The sequence below is a fragment of the Bacillus sp. SIMBA_005 genome (assembly GCF_046535585.1).
Taxonomy (GTDB): domain Bacteria; phylum Bacillota; class Bacilli; order Bacillales; family Bacillaceae; genus Bacillus; species Bacillus pumilus.
On sequence record NZ_JAWRWI010000009.1, the window covers coordinates 1 to 15484 of the forward strand.

A 15484-nucleotide genomic window follows, 5' to 3' on the forward strand; every position below is an offset into this window, starting at 1 on the left:
CACTGTCAAAGAATACATTTATTATTATAACAACATTCGTATTCAAACGAAACTAAACAACCAATCACCGATAAACTGTCGGCAATTGGCTGTATAAAGGTGTTTTGATCCCTGTCTCAATAACGGGGGTCAGTCCCCGAGATTGGGTGTTTTTTGTGTGCTCAAACTACACAATTCCTGCTAGACTTTGCGCTTGCTTGTCTAAACTGCGGGCTGCTTCTCCTATATTGATAAATTCCTCGTTTGCCTGCTTCACAAGATCACGATTTGTAAACACCGTTGTTTTGGCCCGGCTCGTTCCGCTGCTGACCTTCTCTACTTCCGCATGAATCGCCTTTACATATTGATCTACTTTGACGATCGCTTCTTTTGAATTCGTTGCAAGCTTTCGAATTTCTGTCGCCACTACACTAAAGCCATTTCCATAGGAACCTGCGTGGGCTGCTTCGATCGCCGCATTTAATGCAAGGAGCTGGGTTTGTGAAGAAATGCTGTTAATTGTTGTAGCGATGGAGCTGATGGACTCTACCTGCTCTGTTAATCCTTTTAGTAAGCTCATATTTTGATCTGTTTCGTTTGCTATATGATCAAAGGAGACATTGACTCTTTGACTATGCTGGATGCCCACTTCTGCTCGCTCCATTAATTTTGCAGACATCTCCTTTAAATCGTCTACGACCTGTTTCATCGTGTTTTCTCTCTCTGTTATGTCTGTTGCGACTTTCACAACACCCACTATGTTTCCCTCTTCATTACGGACAGGTGTATAGGTTGCTTCAAGCCATAAGCTGTCACCATTCTTCGTCATCCGCTGCACCTTTTCCTGAAAGACTTGCCCCTCTTTCAAACGCTTCCAAAACATTTGATAGCTTGCGTGCTCTGCAATATGACGAGGACAAAACTGTCTATGTTTTAAACCAATCATCTCTTGCTTTGAATATCCCATGGCTTTTGCAAAAATATCATTGACCCATAGGACTTCTCCTGTCACATCAAATTCAATCATCGCCAGTGAGTGTTCCAATGCACGAAGTACTGCTGATCGCTCCAATACTTGTGATGATAAAGTGTTTGTTGTTTGCATCATCGCTTTCATTCCCCCAATCTAACTCGAATCAATAGTACATACTTACCCATACTTTCGTACTATCTAAACGTATCATTCAAGGGACTGGATCACCAGTGGAGGATTTTTCCCAAGAAAAAGCCAGTGATCTAAAGAGAAAGATCACTGACTGCTTCGTTTGAAAAAGATTATTTTTTCGCTTCTGCCACTGCATGTTTCACAAAGGCTTCAAGATCCATCGTTTCTGAATCTTGCTCTCCGTATTTTCTAACATTGACAGCGCCATTTTCTGCTTCTTGATCTCCGACGACGAGCATGTACGGGATCTTTTGCATTTGCGATTCTCTAATTTTGTATCCGATTTTTTCATCACGGCTGTCAAGCTCTACACGAAGACCTTCAAGCTGCAAACGTTCTTGTACTTTTTTCGCATAGTCTAAATGGACAGACGGTGAAACCGGGATGACTTGGAATTGTACAGGTGCCAGCCAAGTTGGAAGGGCTCCTTTGTATTCTTCAATTAAGAAGGCTACAAAACGCTCCATTGTAGAAACAACACCTCTATGAATCACGACTGGACGATGGTGCTTGCCATCTTCTCCGATATATGTGAGATCAAAGCGCTCTGGAAGTAAGAAATCAAGCTGTACAGTAGACAATGTCTCTTCTTTTCCAAGAGCTGTCTTCACTTGAACGTCAAGCTTCGGACCATAAAATGCCGCTTCGCCTTCTGCCTCATAATAGTCATGACCAAGCTCGTCCATTGCATCCTTTAGCATCGATTGCGCTTTATTCCACATCGCATCATCGTCGAAATACTTCTCAGTATCTTCTGGATCACGGTAAGATAAGCGGAATGTGTAGTCATTCAAGCCAAAGTCTTGATACACTTCTTCAATTAGGCGAACTGTACGAATGAATTCGTCTTTGATTTGATCTGGACGAACAAAGATATGGGCATCGTTTAATGTCATACCGCGTACACGCTGAAGGCCGGATAAAGCACCTGACATTTCATAACGGTGCATTGTACCAAGCTCTGCAATACGAATTGGCAATTCGCGATAGCTATGCGGCTCGTTTTTGTAAATCATCATATGGTGCGGACAGTTCATCGGACGAAGAACAAGATCTTCGTTGTCCATTTCCATCACAGGGAACATGTCTTCTTGATAATGCGCCCAGTGTCCTGATGTTTTATACAATTCAACATTTGCAAGAACTGGTGTATACACATGCTCATAACCAAGGCGTACTTCTTTATCAACAATATAACGCTCAATGACGCGGCGGATCGTAGCACCTTTTGGCAGCCAAAGTGGTAGACCTTGACCTACCTTTTGAGAGTTCGCAAACAGTTTCAGCTCTTTTCCTAGTTTACGATGATCACGTTCTTTCGCTTCTTCAAGCAGACGTAAATGCTCATTTAGATCATCTTTGCTGAAGAAAGCTGTACCGTAAATACGCTGAAGCATTTGATTGTTGCTGTCACCTCTCCAGTATGCACCTGCAAGGCTTAACAGCTTAAACTCTTTGATTTTCCCTGTTGATGGCAAGTGAATGCCGCGGCAGAGGTCAAAGAATTCACCCTGCTCATAAATCGTAACAGCTTCACCTTCTGGAATCGCCTCTAACAGCTCAAGCTTTAATTGATCACCAATCGCTTCAAAGCGTTTTTTCGCTTCTTCTCTTGATACTTCAATTCGTTCGATTGGCAGATTGCTGTTAATGATTTTTTTCATTTCTTTTTCAATCTTTGGTAAATCTTCCGGTGTGATGGCAACATCGATGTCCACATCGTAGTAGAAGCCATTTTCAATCACAGGACCTACGCCAAACTGAACGTGATGCTCTTTTCCATACAGACGTTTGATTGCCTGTGCTAGCAAATGAGCTGTGCTGTGGCGCATAATGTCGAGCGCTTCATCACTTTTATCTGTAATGATCTCAATTGTTCCACTTTCTAATAGCGGCGTACGCAGATCTATTTCTTTGCCGTTCAATTTACCGGCAAGCGCTTTTTTCTTTAGGCCTGGGCTAATTGATGCCGCGATGTCTTCTGTTGTAGCTGTTTTGTCAAACTCCTTGACTGCTCCATCTGGAAATGTAAGTTGAATTTGTTCTGACATCTCTGGTCACTCCTTTTTTTGGCAATATAAAAACCCCGCCCCCTGGAAAGGGACGAGGTTGAATAAAACGGAATCGTGGTTCCACCCTTTTTCCCGTATTTGCAGCTTACTTTTTCATAAGCAAACACGGCTTGTGGTTCGATAACGGGAATTCCCGTCAGCCATTACTAAAACGTTCACAGCTGATGTTCAAAGGTGGTAAAGCAAATGGTCCTCTGCTAGGAAGCTTTCAGCCGCGGCTTCCCTCTCTTTAAGCGGGTGTTCATTTGTTCATGTCCTTATCAATACGGTCTCTGTATGAAGTTACACCGTATTATAAAACGTTTTTTCGTGAAAATCAAGAAAGCTTTTCACTTTTCTGTTCCAAATGGTCATGGACAAATTGAACATTGTGTTCTTGAAATGAATGAGCCGGGAATACCTCAACCCTTTCTTGAAAAATATTTTGAATGGTCTGTACCATCGAGTGACCTGTATCATTTGTAAACAGATCAATCTTTTGGGGCGCTATGGATACGAGTGGTGCAATCAGCTGCGAATCAATATACATTGGATGCTCTCTTACAAACTGTCTGTCTATGTATTGTTTTTGATCACGCTCAGAAGCGTACCGAAATTCCCAAATCATCAGGCGATCCTGATGCACAACATGTACTTTTTCGAGCTTTGGTTCTTTTGCCATCACATAGTCTCGAAGCGATTGAATGAAGTTTTGATATTCTTGTTCCATTTTGTATTCTTCAATGGAGACTTCAACATAGTTCTTCAGCCTCCTGTCATACTCTGACAGTCTGAATGTCATAAATGAACCAATTGAAAAAATACCTTGCTGTAAAGAAATCGTCTCAAGCTCCTTTGTTAACAGGGCTTCTCTTGACGGTTCTTGATGAATGCCGGGAATATCATCTAAATCCCCATTCATGATGCTGTGGGCGATGGAAAGAATTTGGTGCTGCTCTTCAGGATCTTTAAATAAATACGTGTTTTCAAGAATGTTGCGCATGCGCTCATTTTCTTTGCATTCCAAAAAAAAGTGAACCAGTAATGGCCGCACAATAGGCTCAAGTCCTTCTTTTGATTCCTTCGCCTCTATGAGAAGCCGGTCTTTCCCTTGTTGAATTGACATGTGATGCCGACTGTCCAAGTGTTCAGCAAGATGTAAAAAAGCGGCGGTATCATATTCATCTTCAAAGATTATTTCAAGCATGTTTGTCCCCCCTAACGACATCTGTTACATATATATGGGGAGAACATAAAAAATAGACGCCTAAAATAAATCAGGCCTCTTTCTTTTTAAAATAAGTGGAACTGAGATAAAGATCAGATAAATCAAACAAACGATTGCTAAGGCGGCATAATTGCCGCTGACAAAGCTTGATCCAAGGACATTTAATGCCACTGTACCCGGTATTAACCCTAAAAAGGTAGCTGCCGTAAATGCACGATAATTCGCACGTGAAGCTGCTGCCGCATAGCTGACAAAGTCAAAATGGATTGGGGCAATACGCAATAACAAAATGTAAAGAAAGCCATGCTCCTGAATGCGGGATGTCACCGCTCTCAGCTTCCGGCTGCTTGATTCTGTTTCCTTCTTTTTGGAGCGAAAGGTTGTGGCAAGCAGGAAGGAGCCTGTTGCCCCGGCGGTAGCACCGACGAGAGCATAAATCGTCCCAAGAACACTTCCAAAGGCCAAACCCGCTGCCAGCGAAAAGACCGTAAGTGGGACGAGAACAAACGGGCGAAAAAGAGATAAGAAAAGAAAAACAAAGGGGGCCAGCAATCCAAATTGAAGCACCCAATTCTTCACATCTTTCGGTGCCAGCTGAAGATGCTGTTTGTTCAGCCACCAAAGTAAAACAGCGAGACCTGCAATCACGAGAAAAAGCAGCCATTTTCTTTTGTTCATTTCATTTGCTCCTCCTTCACGTGATAGACGTTTTTATAAATGACGGCGGTTTTCTCCTTCGAGCAAGACTGCCTCTGCTAAATAGAGAATCCGTTCCATTAAACGAGCGGCTTTGACCTCTTCTTTTTCCCCGCGCTGTGAGTACGTAAAGTGATGCTTCAGTTCACTTGGTGAGAAATTAGAAGAGAAGAAAGTCGGCAGCTGCTCTGCCATACGGTATTGTAAAATCGTTCCGAGCAGTTCATCACGAACCCAGCTTGTCATCGACTCTGCACCAATATCATCAAGCATTAGAATAGGGGTGGATTTGACCATGTTCAATTTTGATTCTAATGTATGATCGGCTAACGAATTTTTTAACTCTCTCACAAATTCAGGCACGTACACAAGGAGAGATGGATATTCCTTCTCCGCTAACTGCTGCGCAATGGCTGCCAGAATATACGTTTTTCCTACTCCAAACTTCCCGTGTAAATATAAGCCCTTCCCTTTGCCCGTCTCATCATAGCTTTGCAGAAATTGTCCTACTTTTTGAATGACTTCCTGTCTTCCCACAACGTTCAGATCAGCAAACGTTGCTTGAAGAACATTTTGCGGAATGTACATGCTTTTCATGAGCTCTTGCTGTTTTTTCTGTCTATCGAGCCGCAGCTTGACTGGACAAGGGGAATATTCAATATCAATACTCTGACCTTTGATCACAAGCTTCGGGTGATAACCGTCTAAAATCGCATTGACGTTCTCTTCATCTAAGCAATATGAACAGCCCTTCGACTGCTGCACATATTCAAAAAGCCGGTTCAAGCTGCGATTGATCATGTCTTCGTGTATGTCTTCTTGGTGCTCCTGTAAAAAGGCTTTTACGTTTTCATCAGATAACACACTCTCTTTAATCTGATTGTATCTCACACGAAAATCTACGCGCCCTTTTAGCTGTTCAAATGAACGACCGATCGGTTTCATCCTCATCTCACCTCATCTTAATGTGCATTGTACTTTTTCATATTTTTAAACTGATCTAACAGTTTTTCTTTTTCTCGTTCGAGGTCTTCTGTCGATAGGCTGTCTGTTTGTTCTTTTGCCGGCTGTTCTTTCGTTTCAGTTTCTTTCATCCAGTCAGGAAGCTTCTCTTCACGGACGACTTTCCCTGATCCGTACGTGCTGCGCTGCTTTTTCTGCTGCGCCCACTCTGTCATTTGCCTGTTCTCTTCTTTGGCAATTTTCATGGCAGCCGCTACGGTTTTAATTTTCTTTCTCACCCAATGAGCGGCAATTTTTTGCATATATGTTTTCGTCAGCTTCATATCTGTTTTCAGTAATGTATAGTAGATCAAAACGTTCATGACACCTGGCTCCAGCTGCTGCTCAAGCATAATATCTTCGACAATTCTTAAGTCGGCATATGTTGGCTCAATGCCATCTGCCATATCTTTTAGCAGCTCCCTAGGCGAAATATGATCAAGCTTTTCAATCAATTTTGCATCTGGCGTATCTAATACCGGCGCTTTTGAAGCATCTTGACGCAAGTGTCTCGGCTGTTTTTGATCAATGAGTTTTGGCTGCTCGCCTCTGTATTCAATTTGGTACCAGTCTCTTGCTGCTTTTCTCAGTTCTTCTGTTGAGATCATTTGATCAGAACCGCAGGCGCCTGCTACAATATTTTGCATTTGAAGCGGGGTGATGCCGTATACAACCGCTAACTTCTTAATGGTTTCTTTCACCTGCTTAGTCAAAGCCTTTCTTGGAATCATCATATCAGACATGCCTGCTAACAATAGATCGAAATCAAAGGAATCGTCTGAGAGCGGAGCAGGCTGACTCGATCCAACGGTGACATATTCATAGCCTTGATCAAGTGATGACGCCTGATTGATTTCTTCTGTCATCCTGCGTTCACCTGGCTGCAATACGTGAAAGACTTCTTCAAACGACCGTGAGATGTTCCTTGCCTCTGCCGGAACACCAGGATATGAGAAATAATCACGAAGCTGCATATATTTCGCTTTCTCCACACGATGGTACAGCAGGACATTCAGCATACCATCTTGGAAAAACTCATCTGGTCTTAGCGGCGGTACAAGCTCATATGTAAACAGTCTGCCTTCTTCCGTTTCCTGTTCATATGTGCGCAGTAAACCAATCGCTTCAAGCTTTAAACGTTCCTCAAAAATATCATTCAAATTCGTTTGCAGCATGACCATGAGCTGCCGATGAGGTGCGGGTTTCCCCCACATACGATTTTGTTCCAGCTCTCCCCACAGCGTCATATATAAGCTGAAAGCGGACATGCCTATAAGCGGCTGATATAAAAGAGTGATGAGCTGTCTATCGATGTCACCGAGCAATGAAGCGCTTTTGACGACATACGGATCGACGGCTAGCACTTCCTTCCAATGCTCTGTCATATGCTGATCCTCCCCATGAATTGCAATTGTTTCTATTGTACACCCTTTTTACGTTTTACGCTTTACGCAGGAAAAAGAGCGTGAAGAATCTTCAGCTCTTTTTTAGCGTTCTTTCTTTAATAAATCTTTTAATTCATCAATAAAGACATTGATATCTTTAAACTGCCGGTAAACGGAGGCAAACCTGACGTAAGACACTTCATCAATTTTTGCCAGCTCGTCCATCACCATTTCACCTACAAGCTCACTTTTCACTTCTGACATACCTTGATTACGCAGTTCTTTTTCGATATTAAAGCAGACATCCTCAAGCTGCTTTAAAGCAACTGGACGTTTTTCACACGCTTTAATGAGTCCTCTCAGCATCTTTTCGCGGCTGAACTCTTCACGAATTCCTTCTTTTTTCACCACAATCAGTGGTAATTCTTCTAATTTCTCAAACGTCGTAAAGCGATATTGGCAGCTTTCGCACTCTCTTCTACGACGGATGGATTTCCCTTCATCTACTGGTCTTGAATCAAGCACCCTTGTACCAAGGTGCTGACATGTGGGACATTTCATTTCATCAGCTCCGATCTATTCTTGGAAGTTGTTTGTCTAGTTCATCATAAAGGGAAAAAACCGTTTTCTCACTATAGCCAAAATCTGTTGGCAGTGCTGTTTCTGTTGTCACATTAAAATCGACAGCTGTTTCAAAAGGACGAATTGAAATGACTGTCGCTACGAGAAAGGCTTTTTTCGGCATTGTGATGTTGGCGCTGATTTCACCTCGTTCTGCTGAAACAGATGTCACTTGATAGGAAGCGTGCCCGGAAAGCATGGCTTCCAGCGCTTGAAAAACTTGCGCATTCGTCGATTTGTAGTAATGGCTTTTCAGTTCTGGTAGTGGATGCTCGTCAGATGTTTCTGTATGGTTTGACATGAATCGTTTGAACTTTTGTCCTAAAGTCATATACGTATCCCCTTTGCCATAATACCTCTTCTTTATTTTATAAAAAAAACCTTTGTTTTCCTAGAACAAAAGTATAGGCAAGTTGGGGAATGTTGGATTTTCTCTATCAAACAAATATAAAAAGGAGCATAACACAAAGGCATTTCAATGCTTTTGGCCAGCTCCCATTGCGATCTTTTTTTATGTTTACAGTGCTTTGGCTTGTGCCTGTTTCACTTGTACAGGTCCCATGCCTCGAGGAATTTCAATGTTTTCTCTTGTTTCAGCGCCTAATTCATCTCCGATATGATCTGCTGCGATATTCGGATCTAGGTCGCCGCAAGTATAAACATCTATGCTCGCATAACCATGTTCAGGAAAGCTGTGAATTGTCAGATGAGATTCAGAAATAATGACAACTCCACTTACTCCTTGAGGTGCAAATTTGTGAAAAGCAACCTCTCTTACTTCAGCTCCTGATTTCAAAGCTGCATTTACAAACGTTTTTTCAATAAAATCCATGTCGTTCAGTTTATCACAGTCGCATCCCCATAACTCGGAGATAACGTGACGTCCGATTGTTTCCATCATGGACCCCCCTTAAACAAGAATGAAAGAGTGAAGTTCTAAGCAGCCGGACCGGACATATACCACGGGGGAAAGTTAGTCCAAAGAGGTCCTAACCCTTTAAGTATACCCGAATGAGTCTGCGAACAAGAAGTTCACGAAAAATAGTATACTTTGTTTAGACCCATTTTGCAAGCTGTGTTTTCAATGGGATTTTCTCTCATTTCTTGAAAAGGGACGTTCGTCTTCTTCATTTCAAACAGCAGAAAGCTCTTTCATCTGCGATCCGACAAACTTCACAAGATCCACCACTCTGCATGAATAACCCCATTCATTGTCATACCATGCAAGAACTTTTACTTTTCTATCCCCCATCACCATCGTTGTCAGTCCATCTACGACAGCTGAATAAGGGTTCGTATTAAAGTCTGTAGAAACAAGCGGCTCATCCGTGTAATCTAAAATACCGGATAGAGAAGTTTTTGATGCATTTGAGAAGGCTGCATTGACTTCTTCTGCTGTGACATCTTTTTTCAAGTCAACGACAAGATCAACCATCGATACGTTGGAGACTGGCACGCGCAGTGCAAGTCCATGCAATTTCCCTTTCATGTGCGGCAGCACTAAAGAAAGCGCTTTAGCGGCACCCGTCGTAGTTGGAATAATGGACTGGGCACATGCTCTTGCCCGGCGCAAATCCTTATGCGGGTTATCGATATTTTTTTGATCATTTGTATACGCATGAACCGTTGTCATTAAACCGTTGTCGATACCGAATTCATCATCTAACAATTTGACAACTGGTGCTAAACAGTTTGTTGTACAAGATGCGTTTGAAATAACGACGTGCTTTTCAGGATCAAGATCATCCTCATTGACACCCATTACAATTGTAACGTCTTCATTTTTACCTGGAGCTGTAAGTACGACCTTTTTTGCTCCGGCATCTATATGGCCCATCGCTTGATCTTTTGAATTGAATTTTCCTGTTGCTTCTATGACGATATCAATCCCAAGCTCTCCCCACGGAAGCTGCTTTGGGTCTCTGTTATTGAGCAAAAGCACTCTTTTCCCATTTACAATCAGGGCGTCATCTTCTGCTGTCACATCGCATTCGTAACGTCCATGATTTGTGTCATATTTAATTAAATGTGCTAGCGTTTCGGCAGGATAGCTTGCGTTCACCGCTACAATTTGAATTTGATCATCAAGCATTGCTTTTCTGAAGACCATGCGTCCAATTCTGCCAAATCCATTGATCGCTGCTTTTACCTTCATGAACAGGTCACTCCTCTATTATGTGTTATACTCAATAAATTTATTTATGAAATTAGTATATCACATTAGAATGTAATTGCCAGTATATAAACGTATATTTTCTAAAAAGGGCTGTTCTTTTCAAAGGAAATCAGAATAAAGCATAAAAAAAGAAGAGTACGTGTATGTACTCTTACTTATCTGTATGTTCCCATTCATTTAATATGTTCTGCAATTGCTTTCTGATAAAAGCGAGATCTTGTGTATTTTCAATCACCCGGTCTGCTTTCTTACATTTTTCCTCAAGTGGGTGCTGAGAGTGAATCCGATTCAGTGCTTCTTCCGCACTAAGGTCGTTTCGATTCATAAGTCGTGATAGCTGTAATTCTGGTGTTGTATACACCACAATAATCCGATCGACAAGACTTTCCAGCTGACTCTCAAATAAAAGCGGGATATCCAGGACAACGAATGTTTCTTGGCTGTCGATTCCTTCATCACGCTGCCTGAGCATTTCCTTTCGCACTTCTGGATGAACGATTGCATTTAGCTGCTTTCTTTTCTCTTCATTAGAGAAAATAATGGCTCCCAGCTGCTGCCGGTCCAGCTCTCCATTTGGGAGGAGGACACCCTCACCAAAGGTTTGAACGATATGATGAAGGGCGGGTGTTCCTTTGGCGACCGCTTCTTTTGCAATTACATCTGCGTCCACAACCCGTATGCCCTGCTCTTTTATCATCTGCGAGACTGTGCTTTTTCCGCTAGCAATCCCGCCTGTTAATCCAATGACAAGCGTCAATTGATTTCCTCCTTTTACAGCTTCCAAACCCCAATTAATATGAGCAGAAGCCCTGGTAAACATGCGAGTTTATCGATCCAGCGCCAATTTGCCAAGTAATGACCGGCTCGGAGCCCGATACATACAAAAAGTGAGCTCATCACTGCGACCGTGATACTCATGACAATTGGAGAAAAGCCTAGAATCGCTGCGCCAATCCCTGCGCCAAATGCATCAATGGATAAAGCAATTCCAAGAAGTAACGCTTCTATTCCATTAATCGTCCCAGATCGGTCAATATCTGCACTTGTCGGCTTTCTTAAAATGTGAATGACAAGCCCAAGCGATTGGACTTCCACATTAAGCAATGTCTTTTCATGAAGAAGCAAATCGCGCTCTTTCGCTGGTTTATAAAATTGATACAGGACCCAAAGACCAATGGCAATTAAAATGCCTCCCCCCAGTTTATCGGTCACTGAGACAGGGAGAAATGTCGTCAGCAGGCTGCCAATCAGCATAGAAATGAGCAGCACAATCCCTGAGCAGCATGCAATAATGACGATGGCTTTAAATGGGATTCTCATTTTGCGAAGACCATACGTAAAACCTACAGAAAAGCTGTCGATGCTGACTGCAATAGCTAAAAACAGGAGCGAAATCGAAATCATACCTGAACTCTTCCTTTCTGTTCATGCAACGATGATCAAGAGTCTCTAGGCGTTCTTAGACTCTTCTCCACTATATGAAGAGCAGGTGGGCTGTGTGTCAGTCTACACCTTGCTGAAAAATGAATGTTTTTTATCGTATGCATCGCAAAAAGGAAGCATGCCCATGGTTAAGCTTTATTAGGGACGTTTTTGGCAGGTCACACAAAAGTGCGTGCCGCGCCCTCCGACTACTGTTTTCTCAATGATACTTCCGCATGTTTGGCAAGGCTCTCCCCGCCGGTCATATACAAGAAGCTGCAGCTGAAATGTGCCAATATCTCCTTGTGAGTTGATATAAGAACGAATCGTACTTCCGCCCGCATCTACCGCCACTTGAAGCGTATCGATGATCTGTTTGTGAAGCACTTTGCAGGATTCCAGACTGAGCTGATTCGCTTTCGTTTCTGGATGAATCCGTGATTTAAACAGGACCTCATCTACGTAAATGTTACCAAGTCCTACGACAATCTTTTGATCAAGCAGCGCTGTTTTGACCACGCGGGTAGTTTTTTTCAATTGCTCCCATAAATACTCAGGAGTGAACTGTTTATCAAATGGTTCATATCCCAGCTGTGATAGCGGGAGTTCCTTTTCCTCTTCACCCGGCTGAAATAAGTGCATCGTACCAAATTTACGCACATCATGGTACCGAAGCTCCATCCCATCTGTAAACGTAAAGACGACGTGTACATGTTTGTCATAAGGCTCATGCGCTTCATGTACACGGTATTTCCCTTCCATCCTTAAATGAGAGACCATCACATAATGGTCTAAATGAAAGAGGAGGAACTTCCCTCTTCTTTCAATGGTTTGTATGGTTTCTCCTACCATTTTTCTTGCGAACTCTTCCGGCTCCCCAGGACGTTTGATGATATTTGGCCATTTGATATCGACCGTTTCAATCGTCTTTCCTTCGACTAACCGCTTGAGAGTGCGCCGGACGGTTTCAACTTCTGGTAATTCCGGCATGCTCCTCGCTCCTTTTTCTCTCTATGATTTATTTCGCATCGTACCAAGATGGACCTGAAGCAAAATCAACTTTTAGTGGCACATCAAGCTGAAGTGCATTTTCCATGACTTCAGGAACAATCTTTTCAAGGATCGCAATTTCTTCTTTTGGCGCTTCGAAGATCAATTCATCGTGCACCTGTAATAAAAGATTTGTTTGCAGGTTTTCTTCTTTGAGCCTTCGCGCCATATCAATCATCGCCTTTTTAATAATATCGGCGGCGCTGCCTTGGATCGGTGTGTTCATGGCTGTTCGTTCTGCAAAGCTTTTAATATTAAAATTACGGCTTGTGATGTCCGGGATATATCGTCTGCGTTTAAGAAGCGTCGTGACGTAGCCTTTTTGTTTCGCTTCCTGGACGATTTCTTCCATATAGGTTTTCACGCCTTTAAAGCTTGTTAAATAGCGCTCGATAAATGCGGCTGCTTCTTTTCTTGTGATCCCAAGGTTTTGAGAAAGTCCATAGTCGCTGATTCCATATACAATACCAAAGTTTACTGCCTTGGCTTGTCTTCTCATAGCGGAAGTCACTTCTTCTTCTGAGACATGGAACACATCCATCGCTGTTTTCGTGTGAATGTCCATGTCCCTCGTAAATGCTTCGATCAAATTCTCATCTTGTGAAATATGAGCGAGTACACGCAGCTCGATTTGTGAATAGTCAGCTGCAAACATGAGCCAGCCTTCTTTTGAAGGAACGAATGCTTGACGAATCTTCCGTCCTTCTTCTAAACGAATCGGGATGTTTTGAAGATTTGGATCTGTTGAGCTTAATCTTCCTGTTTGCGTGAGTGCTTGATTAAATCTTGTATGCACTTTATGGGTATCCTTACGCGTAACTTTCATTAACCCTTCTACATAGGTCGATTGCAGCTTTCCAATTTGTCTGTAGTGTAGAATGGACCGAATGATTTCATGCTTATCTTCAAGCTTTTCAAGCACATCTGCAGACGTCGAGTAGCCTGTTTTTGTCTTTTTAATAGCTGGGAGACCTAATTTTTCAAAAAGGATGACACCAAGCTGTTTAGGAGAATTGATGTTAAACGTTTCTCCTGCTAAGCGGTGAATGGTTTCTTCATATTCTTTGAGCTTTTTCGTTAATTCTTCACCCATTTTCTCTAGGCGTTTTATATCTACCTTTACTCCAAGAGATTCCATTTCACCTAAGATGAGTGCTAGCGGCAGCTCTAAATCTTCATATAGTTCATGCTGATCATTTTTTTCTAATGCTTCTAGTGTTAAATCATGCAAGGCTGAGATCGCCGCTGCCTTTCGTCCAAGATGTTCTTTCAGTTCATCTTCAGGTGGAATCGCCTGTTTTGCTCCTTTTCCGTATACTTTTTCATCAGAAAGAGCGATATTCAGACCATACTCCTTCGCTACACTTGCGACGTCTTCGTATGATTTCTGCGGGTTGACGACGTAAGAAGCGAGCAGAACATCATTGTCGACACCTTTTAGGTCTACATCATGCCATCTGAGAGCGACAACTGCTCTTTTTGAATCAAAGACCCATTTTTTCTTCGTTTCATCCTGTACCCATTCTTTAAATGCATCTGATTGAAGTGCATCTTCTTTCGTCATAAAAAATGCACCATTTTCATTATGGATCGCAAAACCGATCAAATCCGCTTCGTGATAATTATCTCCAAGCTGTTCTACCACAAGGGCTGCATGATCTGTCAGCATGTCGCCTCCTGCAGCTGTCATTTTCTTCACTTCTAAAGCATCTACTTCAACCTGTTCATCTGTTTCTGGTGCTTCTCCTAGACGCTCTAGCAGCGTTTGAAAGCCTAATTCTTTATAAAGAGAAATCACTTGATCCATGTGTGGACCTTCGTAGGCGAGATCTTTGCTTGACACATCGATAGGTGCTTCTACGAGAATGGTTGCCAGTTCTTTACTCATGACTGCTTGCTCTTTATATTCTTCAAGCTTTTCTTTGAGCTTTTTCCCGCTCACTTCATCAATATGTTCAAGCAGGTTCTCGACTGTTTCAAACTGCTTTAACAATTTAATGGCTGTTTTTTCGCCTACACCTGGGACGCCTGGGATATTATCTGATGAATCTCCCATCAGCCCTTTCATATCAATGATTTGATCTGGTCGCAGACCATATTTTTCTTCAATATGGGCAGGTGTATAGTATTCTACTTCTGTGATGCCTTTTTTCGTAATAGCCACTGTCGTATGATCAGTTGAGAGCTGTGTTAAGTCTTTATCTCCTGAGAAGATTTTGACTTCAAAGCCGTCTTTTTCTGCCTCGACAGCCAATGTACCGATAATATCATCTGCCTCATATTGAGGAAGCTCGTATCTTTTCACCTGATAGGCATCTAATAGTTCACGGATGAACGGCATTTGTTCTGATAGCTCTGGCGGGGTTTTTTGTCTTCCGCCTTTATATTCTTTAAATGTCTCATGGCGGAATGTTGTTTTTCCCGCATCAAATGCGACGAGCATATGAGTTGGCTTCTCGTCCTCCAGCATTTTCATTAAGATCATCGCAAACCCATAAATAGCATTTGTATGTACGCCTTTATCATTTGATAATAGCGGCAAAGCAAAAAAGGCTCGATATGCGAGACTGTTTCCATCCACTAACACTAATTTCTTTTTGTCTGTCATGTTTTAATCCTCCATCGGCTGAGCCATCTCAGCCGTCTCTTTCACACATTGTATCTTCATTTTATCAAAGTTTATTTTGAAAAGAAAATAGTCGAGCCTGC

15 protein-coding genes are annotated in these 15484 nt (G+C 42.4%); 1 reads left to right on the top strand and 14 read right to left on the bottom strand.

Features of this window, described 5'->3' with window-relative positions; all coding sequences use genetic code 11:
• A partial coding sequence (locus tag SB660_RS15255) for an IS3 family transposase (RefSeq protein ID WP_410583281.1) occupies positions 1-97 on the top strand: 97 nt, incomplete at its 5' end.
• A 69-nt stretch (positions 98-166) separates the two neighbouring features.
• On the opposite strand, the gene SB660_RS15260 is transcribed toward SB660_RS15255, so the two are convergent.
• The 14 genes from SB660_RS15260 to polA form a co-directional block, all read right to left on the bottom strand.
• Positions 167-1087 (bottom strand): methyl-accepting chemotaxis protein, encoded by a 921-nt coding sequence (locus SB660_RS15260; protein WP_410583171.1) that lies wholly within the window; start codon positions 1085-1087, stop codon positions 167-169.
• Positions 1088-1254: 167 nt separating this feature from the next.
• Positions 1255-3195, bottom strand: coding sequence for a threonine--tRNA ligase (gene thrS, locus SB660_RS15265; RefSeq protein ID WP_058015105.1), 1941 nt, complete (start codon positions 3193-3195; stop codon positions 1255-1257).
• Between the two features lie 337 nt (positions 3196-3532).
• Positions 3533-4402, bottom strand: a complete 870-nt coding sequence (ytxC, locus tag SB660_RS15270) for a putative sporulation protein YtxC (RefSeq protein WP_410583173.1) — start codon at positions 4400-4402, stop codon at positions 3533-3535.
• A gap of 60 nt (positions 4403-4462) precedes the next feature.
• Positions 4463-5101, bottom strand: a complete 639-nt coding sequence (locus SB660_RS15275) for a TVP38/TMEM64 family protein (protein WP_061409046.1) — start codon at positions 5099-5101, stop codon at positions 4463-4465.
• 33 nt (positions 5102-5134) lie between these two features.
• Positions 5135-6064: a primosomal protein DnaI gene (gene dnaI / locus SB660_RS15280; RefSeq protein ID WP_061409050.1), complete on the bottom strand. Its 930-nt coding sequence runs from the start codon at positions 6062-6064 to the stop codon at positions 5135-5137.
• Between the two features lie 17 nt (positions 6065-6081).
• Entirely contained in the window at positions 6082-7506 is a 1425-nt protein-coding gene (gene dnaB, locus SB660_RS15285) for a replicative helicase loading/DNA remodeling protein DnaB (protein WP_410583176.1), read from the bottom strand.
• Between the two features lie 102 nt (positions 7507-7608).
• Positions 7609-8067 carry a transcriptional regulator NrdR gene (gene nrdR, locus SB660_RS15290; RefSeq protein ID WP_003216720.1) on the bottom strand — a complete coding sequence of 153 codons (459 nt, stop codon included), beginning with the start codon at positions 8065-8067 and terminating at the stop codon, positions 7609-7611.
• A gap of 4 nt (positions 8068-8071) precedes the next feature.
• Positions 8072-8458 carry a hypothetical protein gene (locus SB660_RS15295; protein WP_058015100.1) on the bottom strand — a complete coding sequence of 129 codons (387 nt, stop codon included), beginning with the start codon at positions 8456-8458 and terminating at the stop codon, positions 8072-8074.
• A 186-nt stretch (positions 8459-8644) separates the two neighbouring features.
• Positions 8645-9025, bottom strand: coding sequence for an adenosylmethionine decarboxylase (gene speD, locus SB660_RS15300; protein WP_003216492.1), 381 nt, complete (start codon positions 9023-9025; stop codon positions 8645-8647).
• 234 nt (positions 9026-9259) lie between these two features.
• Positions 9260-10282, bottom strand: a complete 1023-nt coding sequence (locus SB660_RS15305) for a glyceraldehyde-3-phosphate dehydrogenase (protein WP_061409055.1) — start codon at positions 10280-10282, stop codon at positions 9260-9262.
• A 172-nt stretch (positions 10283-10454) separates the two neighbouring features.
• Complete coding sequence (gene coaE / locus SB660_RS15310) at positions 10455-11060, bottom strand: dephospho-CoA kinase (protein WP_180310388.1); 606 nt, start codon at positions 11058-11060, stop codon at positions 10455-10457.
• 14 nt (positions 11061-11074) lie between these two features.
• Positions 11075-11707 carry a sporulation membrane protein YtaF gene (gene ytaF, locus SB660_RS15315; RefSeq protein WP_058015096.1) on the bottom strand — a complete coding sequence of 211 codons (633 nt, stop codon included), beginning with the start codon at positions 11705-11707 and terminating at the stop codon, positions 11075-11077.
• A gap of 177 nt (positions 11708-11884) precedes the next feature.
• Positions 11885-12715: a DNA-formamidopyrimidine glycosylase gene (gene mutM, locus SB660_RS15320; protein ID WP_180310387.1), complete on the bottom strand. Its 831-nt coding sequence runs from the start codon at positions 12713-12715 to the stop codon at positions 11885-11887.
• Positions 12716-12743: 28 nt separating this feature from the next.
• Entirely contained in the window at positions 12744-15383 is a 2640-nt protein-coding gene (gene polA, locus SB660_RS15325; protein WP_180310386.1) for a DNA polymerase I, read from the bottom strand.
• Positions 15384-15484 lie beyond the last annotated feature (101 nt).